The organism is Kitasatospora sp. NPDC101447 (assembly GCF_044767225.1).
GTDB lineage: Bacteria > Actinomycetota > Actinomycetes > Streptomycetales > Streptomycetaceae > Kitasatospora.
On sequence record NZ_JBIWNL010000074.1, the window covers coordinates 1 to 8,256 of the forward strand.

Sequence of the window (8,256 nt, forward strand, 5' to 3'; positions counted from 1 at the left end):
TCGATGATCCTGGACGGTCGGAACGCGTCGTTGGGTGACGGGGTGCGGCGGGCGCTGGGTCGTGAGCCGCGGGACTTCGCGGACTACGCCCGGGAGGCCGCCGCCTCGGGCGTGTGGAACGCGTGACCGGCTGCAGGTCCGTGGTTGAACCGGCGGAACCGGCCCACCCGGCGGAACCCGCCGACCCGGAGAGCAACACCTGCCGTGCGTACGGCAGTTCAGTAGATCGTCGGTGCCGGGCGGCGCCGGCCGCCTGATCGTCCACCCCGGCTGCGGCCGGGAGCGGTGAGGAGGCCGGTGCGCCGGGTGCCGGGAGGGTCCCCGCGCAGGGCGGGGACCGGGGAGAACCGAAGGATCACCGATGAGCACACACCAGACTGCGACTCCTGCTTCCTACACCGCTTCACAGACCTTCACCGGCCTCGCCCCGGGCGGCGCGGGCACGCCCGCCACGCGCAGCAAGGCCACCGGGCCGCTGCTGGTGGGTGCCACCGTCGCGATGGGTTTGATGGCGGGGCTGTTCTTCGCCTTCGACGTGTCGGTCATGCCGGGCCTGGCGGCGAGTGACGACCGCACGTACGTGACGGCGATGCAGCACATCAACAAGTCGATCGAGAACGGCATGTTCGGCCTGGTCTTCGTCGGCGCCTTCGTCGCGACGGGTGTCGCGGCGTGGCTGCTGCACAAGGCGGGCCGGCGGCAGGCGGCGCTGTGGGCCGCGCTGGCGACGGCGCTGTACGTGGTGGCGCTGATCGTGACGATGGGCGTCAACATCCCGCTCAACAACCAGCTGGCGGCGGCCGGCGACCCGTCCCAGATCCAGGACTTCGCCTCGGTGCGGGCGCACTTCGCGGACAGCTGGGTGCCGGTCAACATGCTCCGCACCGCGCTGTGCACGGGCGGTCTGCTCGCGCTGACCCGCTCGCTGGTGCTGCACGGGCGCTCCGGGCGCTGAACGAGGCCGCCCCGCAACGCGATCGACGCCCCCGACGGAGCCCGTCGGGGGCGCTCGACGTGCCCGGGTGAGCCCGCCGCGCCCGGGCCGTATCCGCCCGCATCCGCCGACGTTCGACCGCATCCGCCCGCATCCGCCCGCTCGGAACCGCCGCGTGCCCGGCTGTGACCGGTCGCGAACGTCGTCCGGAGTCCGTCCGTTCGGCCCGTCGTGCGGCCGGCCGGAGCTGGCCGGATCCGCCCGGTTCCGCCACCCGGCGGGTCGCGGCCGCCCTGCCGTCGGAGCAGACTGGCCGTCGGCACCGGAGTTCCGACCGCAGGGGGCAGGCATGTCCGTACGACTCGGCAGGCGCGGGAAGCTCGCGGCGATCCGGACGGCGGTCGGCGCGCTCACCGTCGCCCTGGCGGCGGGTGCGACGGTCGCACTGCCCGCCGCACCGGCGGAAGCCGCGGGCGGCGGCACGGGCGGCGGCAAGGTCGTCTACCTCACCTTCGACGACGGGCCGAGCTCCGCCTACACGCCCAAGGTCCTTGCCACGCTGGCCCGTTACGGGGTGCGCGCGACCTTCTTCGAGATCGGGCAGAACGTGGCCGCCCACCCCTCGCTGACCGCGGAGGTCGCCAGGCAGGGGCACAGCGTGCAGAACCACTCCTGGTCGCACCCGGACCTGCGCAGGCTCTCCGGCTCCGCGCTCGACTCCCAGGTGAGCGCCACGGACCGGGCGATCCGCGCCCGGACCGGCCGCACCCCGACCTGCCTGCGCCCGCCGTACGGCGCGCTCAACGCCACCGTGCGCTCGCACGCGGCGGCGCTCGGCAAGCAGGTCGTACTCTGGTCGGTCGACCCGGCGGACTGGTCCCGCCCGGGGACGGCGGCGATCCGCTCACGGGTGCTGAACAGCGTCCGCCCCGGGTCGGTGATCCTGCTGCACGACGGCGGTGGCGACCGCAGTCAGACGGTGGCCGCGCTGCCGGCCGTCATCTCCACGCTCAAGGCGCGCGGGTACGGCTTCGCCACCCTGTGCGGCTGAGGCCGCCCAGGGTGGCGTCGGGTGAAGCCCGAAGGCCGTCGGTGAAGTCCGGGGCCCTCGGTGAAGTCCGTAGGCCGTCGGGTGGACCCCGAAGGCCGGCGGACCCCGGTCAGCTCTGCCCGTTGAGGACCAGCGCCCAGGCGAGGAAGCCGAGGGCGGCCGTCGAGAGCAGGGCCCGCACCACGTTGAAGCGCACCCAGCGCGCCTCGAAGCGGCCGCGCACGCCGGCCGGGTCGGCGATCCGCTGCGGCGTACCGGCGGCGGCCAGCTCGTCGTTCAGCGGGATGTTGACCGAGCGGGTGACCCCGATCATCGCGACGTACAGGACCAGCGCGGCGATGGTCGCCGGCAGCACGTCGTGGCCGTCCGAGGGCAGGTGCAGGGCGACCGCGGCCGCCGTCGTCAGGAGGGCGCCGACGAAGCCGAGGACGAACCAGCCGTTCAGGATCGCCACGTTGACGCGCTGCATGACCTCGATGAAGGTCCGGTCCTCCACCCGGGCGAGCGCGGGCATGACCGAGCACGCGTAGGCGTAGAACAGTCCGGCGGTCAGTCCACAGGTGACAGTGGCCGCCACCAGGACGAGTGTGCGTGCCGTTTCCATCGTCGTGAGCCCCTCACTTCTCGCTGTCGGTATCGCTGCGTCGCTGTCGCTGCGTGTCGCTTCCTACCCCCGTGGGCAGATCATCCGGCATTTGACGCCCGCGAGCCACCTCGATCACTCAAGAGTCCCTCAAATGACGAGCCGTCAAATGATGTCTTGCCGTCTACACTTGTCGGCATGGACACTCTGACGGGACTCCTCGACGGCCCCAAGGCCCGCGGCGCGTTCCTGCTGCGGTCGATCCTCACCCCGCCGTGGTCGCTGCGGATCGAGGACCGGGCCCCGCTCTCGGTCGTGACGATGGTCCGCGGCGCCGCGTGGATCCTGCCCGAGCGCGGCACCCCGCTGTTGCTGCACCCGGGTGACGTGGCGATCGTGCGCGGCCCGGAGCCGTACACCGTCGCGGACGACCCGGACACGCCGGTGGACGTGATCGTCGGCCCGGGCCAGGTCTGCACCAAGGGCGGGGTGGACGTCTCCGAGGTGATGTCGCTCGGCGTCCGGACCTGGGGACAGGGCCGTGAGGGCGACATGGCCTCCTCGGTGGTCCTCTCCGGCACCTACCAGGCCGAGCACGAGATCGGCCAGCGCCTGCTCGGCTGCCTGCCCGCCCTGCTGGTGCGCCCGGCCGGCACCGGCGCCGACGACACCCTCGTGCACCTCCTGGCTGCCGAGATAGGACGCAACGAGCCCGGCCAGGAGCTCGTCCTGGACCGCATCCTCGACCTGCTGGTGGTCTCCGTCCTGCGGTCCTGGCTCGCCGCCCCCGACTCCGGTGCCCCCGCGTGGTACCGCGCCCAGCACGACCCGGTGGTCGGCCCGGTCCTGCGGATGATGCACGACGATCCGGCCACCGCCTGGACGGTCGCCGAACTCGCCCAGCGGGTCGGGGTCTCCCGGGCCGGCCTGGCGCGCCGCTTCACCGCCCTGGTCGGCGAGCCCCCCATGGCCTACCTCGCGGGCTGGCGCCTGGCCGTCGCCGCCGACCTGCTGCGCGAGCCCGAGTGCACCGTCGCCTTCGCCGCCCGCAAGGTCGGCTACAGCAACGCCTTCGCCCTCTCGGCGGCGTTCAAGCGGGTGCGCGGCATCAGCCCGCAGGAGCACCGCCGCCTCGCCGCCACGGGCACCCCGCCGCAGCCGGTGGGCTTCTCGGGCCCGGCGGAGACGGTGATCCTGGCGGGCTGAGGCGGAGGCGGAGGCGGAGGCCGGGGCTGAGGCGGATGCCGCGGGCTTCCGTCCGATAGTGCTTTCCCGTTTGCCTAAATCATTTAGGTAATCCCATACTGGCCGTAGTGCGTCGGCGTACCAGTGCGCCGACGCGTCGGCGCGCGCCGGTACGGGAGGAAACACATGGCACGGGCAGGACTGACCGTCGAACGCGTGGTCGTCGCGGGCGCCGAACTCGCCGACCAGGTCGGGTTCGAGCAGGTGACCGTCGCCGCCGTGGCGCGCGGCTTCGGCGTCCAGACCGCCAGCCTGTACTCGCACGTCAAGAGCTCCCACGACCTCAAGACCCGGATCGCCCTGTACGCCCTGGAGGAACTCGCCGACCTCGTCGCCGACGCCCTCGCCGGCCGCGCGGGCCGCGACGCGCTCGGCGCCTTCGCGGACGCCTACCGCGACTACGCGGCCCGCCACCCCGGCCGCTACGACGCCACCCGGCTGCGCCTGGACGCCGAGACGGCCGCCGCCAGCGCGGGCGTCCGGCACGCCCAGATGACCCGGGCGATCCTGCGCGGCTACGACCTCACCGAGCCCGAGCAGACCCACGCGGTCCGGATGCTCGGCAGCGTCTTCCACGGCTACATCAGCCTGGAGGCGGCCGGCGGCTTCAGCCACACCGCCGTCGACGCCCGGCAGTCCTGGGACTGGATCATCGACTCCCTCGACACTCTGCTGCGCCAGGGCGGCGCCCGCCCGACCGCCTGAACGGCCGACCCCCTGAACCGCCCGTGCGGCGCGCCTCACTGCCCCCGCCGGTACACCGACCCGGAGAAGACGCAAGCGCCATGACCGCGATCACCACCCCCGTCACCGAGGACCTGCTGCACGGCCACCTCGACGTCGAGCACACCCGCCGAGGCCTGCTGCCGCACCGGCTACCCGCCGGCGCCCGCCGACAGATACCCGACGACCAGCTCGCGATGGCCGAGGCCCAGCCCTCCGGCGTCCGCCTCGCCTTCCGCACCCACGCCACTGCGGTCACGCTGCACGCCGTCCCCACCAAACGCGCCTACCCCGGCGTCCCCGACGTGCCCGACGGGGTCTACGACCTCCTCGTCGACGGCGTCCTCGCAGCTCAGGCCACCGTCCCCGGCGGCAACCTGCGCACCGTCGACCTGGCCACCGGCCGCTTCGAGTTCACCGAAGGGCCGCCCGGCAGCGCCCGGTTCACCGGCCTGCCCGCCCGGGACAAGACCGTCGAACTCTGGCTCCCGCACACCGAGACCACCGAACTGATCGCGCTCGAAACGGATGCACCCCTGCAGCCCGTCCCGGCCGGCCCGCGCAAGCGCTGGGTGCACCACGGCAGTTCGATCAGCCACGGCTCGAACGCCACCCACCCGACCGGCACCTGGCCCGCCCTGGTGGCCAACGGCGCCGGGCTCGACCTGGTCAACCTCGGCTTCGGCGGCGGCGCCCTGCTCGACCCCTTCACCGCCCGCGCCATCCGCGACACCCCCGCCGACCTGATCAGCCTGAAGCTCGGCATCAACCTCGTGAACAGCGACGCGATGCGGCTGCGCGCCCTCACCCCGGCCGTCCACGGCTTCCTGGACACCGTCCGCGAGGGCCACCCGACCACCCCGCTGCTCGTCGTCTCCCCGCTGCTCTGCCCGATCCACGAGAACACCCCCGGCCCGCTCGCCCCCGACTTCAGCAGCGGCACCCTCCGCTTCCGGGCCACCGGCGACCCGGCCGAACGCGCCGCCGGCCGCCTCACCCTCACCGTCATCCGCGAGCACCTGGCCCGCATCGTCGCCGAACGCCGCTCCGACGGTGACCTCGCCCTGCACCACCTCGACGGGCTCGCCCTCTACGGCGAGCCCGACTACGGCACCCACCCGCACCCCGACGGCCTCCACCCCTCCCCGGAAGCCCACCGGCTGATCGCCGAGCGCTTCACCCGGCTGGCCCTCACCCCGGGCGGCCCGCTGGCGCCCTGATTGCGACGAAGGCGCTGACCGTTCGTCACGGCCGGGGTACGACGGGGACTACCGAGGCGGCACTACTCCGTGCGTAATGACCCGGACGTAGCCCGTCCGGCGTTCGGGGATCAGGGGTTGTGAAGATTCTGTGCGCGCTGCACACTCGTTCCCGCTCGACCCGAACACCCCGACACAGGAGGTCAGATGACCAGCTCCGTGCTCCAGGCCTCGACCAGGCGCCTGGGAGTCCTCGCGGCTCCGCTGCTCGCCCTCGCCACCCTCGGGCTCGCCGCCCCCGCCCACGCGGACGTTGCGCCGAGCGTCACCGTGCTCTGCGACTCCGGCAACAGCGTCTGGTCCTGCGACGCCTATGCCACCGGCGGCAGCGGGAACTACAGCTACTCGTGGAGTGCGGTCAGCAACGCGGGCTTCTTCTCCGGCCGCACCGCCCCGAGCGCCTACGGCCCGTGCCGGACGAACCTGGCGGCCACCCTGCAGGTGACCGTCACCGACAACGGAACCGGTGCCAGTGTCACCCAGCAGGGTCGGTTCTTCTGTTACGCCATCGCGCCGTAACGGCGGCCGGTCCCGGCGACCCGGATCGACCGAATGAGGCCCCGCGCACCAGCACGGGGCCTCACACCGTTCGGCCCCGATCCCGGCCGGATCCCCGCGGAGATCCCTCGCGTCGGACCCCCGCTAACGCTCCCCTCCGGCCGGCAGTCGCCCGGGGCGTGACCGTGCGGCCCCCCGGCCCCGCCCGCGCACCCGGGCACCCGCACGCCCGGGCACTCGCACGCCCGCGCTCACGCCGTCGGCGGAAGGGCGAGCGCGGTCATCAGAATGTCCCGGTGCACGCCCCACTGGCCCGTGCCGACGTTGTCGTGGTGAGGATGCCGGGCGGTGAACGTGCCGTCGGGGTGGACCGCGACGGTGATCGCGGCCAGCGCCGTCCACCGGCGGGTCAGCGGGTGGACGGCCTTGTAGACCGCCTCCTTGGCGCTGAAGAACACGGCGTCCCAGGGGACCTCGCCCACCGGGAGCGCGGCGAGCCCCCGCCGCTCGTCCTGGCTGCTGACGAGGTCCAGGACCCCGTGCGGGAGCGGCCGGACGGGCTCGGCGTCGATGCCCAGCGAAACGTGCCGACCGGTACTCGTCACGGCACAGGCGGTGTAGCCGCGGGTGTGGGTGATGCTGCCCGCGGCACCCGAGGGCCACTGCGGCGCACCCCCGGGCCCGGGCAACAGGGGCACCGGCGGATGACCCAACTCGGCGAGGGCCCGGCGGGCCAGCGTCCGGGCGGTGGTGAACTGCTGCCGGCGACGCGGGGACCGGTCCCGGATGTAGGCCGCCTCCGAAGGGTGGAGACGGCCCGCATCCAGGGGGCCGAACGCCTCGGCGCAGTGGACGTACGGCGGGAGCAGCGAGCCCAGGACGCCGGCGGGAGCGGTGGTGGTCACGGCGGTCAGCGGCCGGCCAGGACCAGCTGGTGGGTGTGGTGGGCGATGAACCGGGGCGTTTCGAGCGGCAGCATGTGCCCGGTCCCCGGCACCTCGTGCAGCGTTGCCTGCGGGAGCGCGGCGGCGAGCTCCTGACTGAAGCTCGGCTTCACGACCTTGTCCTCCGTACCCGTGATCACCACGGTGGGCGCCGTGATCCCGGCGAGCCCGGCCCGATGGTCCATCTCCTGCGTCGAGGCGAAGCAGGCGGCACGGGTCTGCGGCAGCGTACGGGCGAACAGCCGGCGGTTGGCCTCGCGGGCCTCCAGGGTCGCCCGCGGCCCGTGCGTCTGCCCGAGCAGCTTGCGGCCCAGCCACGGCGTCCGGAGCGCCCGGCTGAACAGCTGGGAACCCATCATCTTCACCTCGTTCGCCGGGGTCTCCTGCCCGTGCGAAGCCGTGGACACCAGCACCAGCCCGGCGATCCGCCTGCCCGCATCGGCCGGCCGCGCCGCGGACAACTGCGCCGCCCAGGCGAGCGCCGCGTAGCCACCCCCCGAATGCCCGACCACCACGACCGGCCGCTCCGGCGTCGTCAGCGTCCCCACGACGGCGTCCAGATCCCGCGCGAGCCGCTCGATACCGATCGCCTCCCGCCCGACCGTCGACGAGCCGTGCCCCCGCTGGTCGTACGTGGCCACGGTGTGCCCCGCCGCGGCCAACTGGCTCGCGGTGCTGTGCCAGACCGTCCGGGAGGCGGCCCACCCGTGGACGAGGACCACGAGCGGCCGCGCCAGGTCGGGCGTCGCGGGCTGGTGGACCGTGATGGCAAGACGCGCGAAGTCGTCCGTGGTCGCGGTGTGATCGGTGGCGGTGACGGCGTGATCGGCCGGCAGCGCGGGGATTTCGACGGCGGTCTGCATGAGGCCCTCCTGTTTCCGATTGTGGTTTCCGGCGCTGTAATTCGGCGCTGTTATTCGGCGGTGTTGGTGAGGTGGTGGTGGAGGTTGGTGAGGGCGTGTTGGGTGGCGGTGGTGTGTTTGTAGGTGAGGTTGGTGAGTTTGTGGAGGAGTTTGGGC

Annotated in this window: 9 protein-coding genes and 1 pseudogene; 7 read left to right on the top strand and 3 right to left on the bottom strand. The window is 73.4% G+C overall.

Features of this window, described 5'->3' with window-relative positions:
• From ACIRST_RS42075 to ACIRST_RS42085, 3 genes and pseudogenes are all read left to right on the top strand, one after another.
• Positions 1–126, top strand: a pseudogene (locus ACIRST_RS42075) (NmrA family transcriptional regulator); the annotation flags it as partial.
• A gap of 235 nt (positions 127–361) precedes the next feature.
• The gene (locus tag ACIRST_RS42080; RefSeq protein ID WP_402810036.1) at positions 362–955 is read left to right on the top strand and encodes a DUF1772 domain-containing protein; all 594 of its coding nucleotides are present in this window, start codon (positions 362–364) and stop codon (positions 953–955) included.
• Positions 956–1,283: 328 nt separating this feature from the next.
• Positions 1,284–1,985: a polysaccharide deacetylase family protein gene (locus ACIRST_RS42085; protein ID WP_402810038.1), complete on the top strand. Its 702-nt coding sequence runs from the start codon at positions 1,284–1,286 to the stop codon at positions 1,983–1,985.
• 109 nt (positions 1,986–2,094) lie between these two features.
• Here the strand turns inward: ACIRST_RS42085 and ACIRST_RS42090 are convergent, their stop codons facing one another.
• Complete coding sequence (locus ACIRST_RS42090; RefSeq protein WP_350526798.1) at positions 2,095–2,562, bottom strand: DUF1772 domain-containing protein; 468 nt, start codon at positions 2,560–2,562, stop codon at positions 2,095–2,097.
• Between the two features lie 204 nt (positions 2,563–2,766).
• On the opposite strand from ACIRST_RS42090, the gene ACIRST_RS42095 reads away from it, so the two are divergent.
• The 4 genes from ACIRST_RS42095 (at position 2,767) to ACIRST_RS42110 (ending at position 6,314) form a co-directional block, all read left to right on the top strand.
• Positions 2,767–3,774: an AraC family transcriptional regulator gene (locus tag ACIRST_RS42095; protein ID WP_350526799.1), complete on the top strand. Its 1,008-nt coding sequence runs from the start codon at positions 2,767–2,769 to the stop codon at positions 3,772–3,774.
• 165 nt (positions 3,775–3,939) lie between these two features.
• A complete protein-coding gene (locus tag ACIRST_RS42100; protein ID WP_350526800.1) occupies positions 3,940–4,518 on the top strand; it encodes a TetR/AcrR family transcriptional regulator in 579 nt (192 codons plus the stop codon).
• Between the two features lie 80 nt (positions 4,519–4,598).
• A complete protein-coding gene (locus ACIRST_RS42105) occupies positions 4,599–5,756 on the top strand; it encodes an SGNH/GDSL hydrolase family protein (protein WP_402810041.1) in 1,158 nt (385 codons plus the stop codon).
• A gap of 186 nt (positions 5,757–5,942) precedes the next feature.
• Entirely contained in the window at positions 5,943–6,314 is a 372-nt protein-coding gene (locus ACIRST_RS42110) for a hypothetical protein (protein ID WP_402810044.1), read from the top strand.
• A 230-nt stretch (positions 6,315–6,544) separates the two neighbouring features.
• On the opposite strand, the gene ACIRST_RS42115 is transcribed toward ACIRST_RS42110, so the two are convergent.
• Positions 6,545–7,198, bottom strand: a complete 654-nt coding sequence (locus ACIRST_RS42115) for a 4'-phosphopantetheinyl transferase (protein ID WP_402810046.1) — start codon at positions 7,196–7,198, stop codon at positions 6,545–6,547.
• A 5-nt stretch (positions 7,199–7,203) separates the two neighbouring features.
• Positions 7,204–8,100 carry an alpha/beta fold hydrolase gene (locus ACIRST_RS42120; protein ID WP_402810048.1) on the bottom strand — a complete coding sequence of 299 codons (897 nt, stop codon included), beginning with the start codon at positions 8,098–8,100 and terminating at the stop codon, positions 7,204–7,206.
• Positions 8,101–8,256 lie beyond the last annotated feature (156 nt).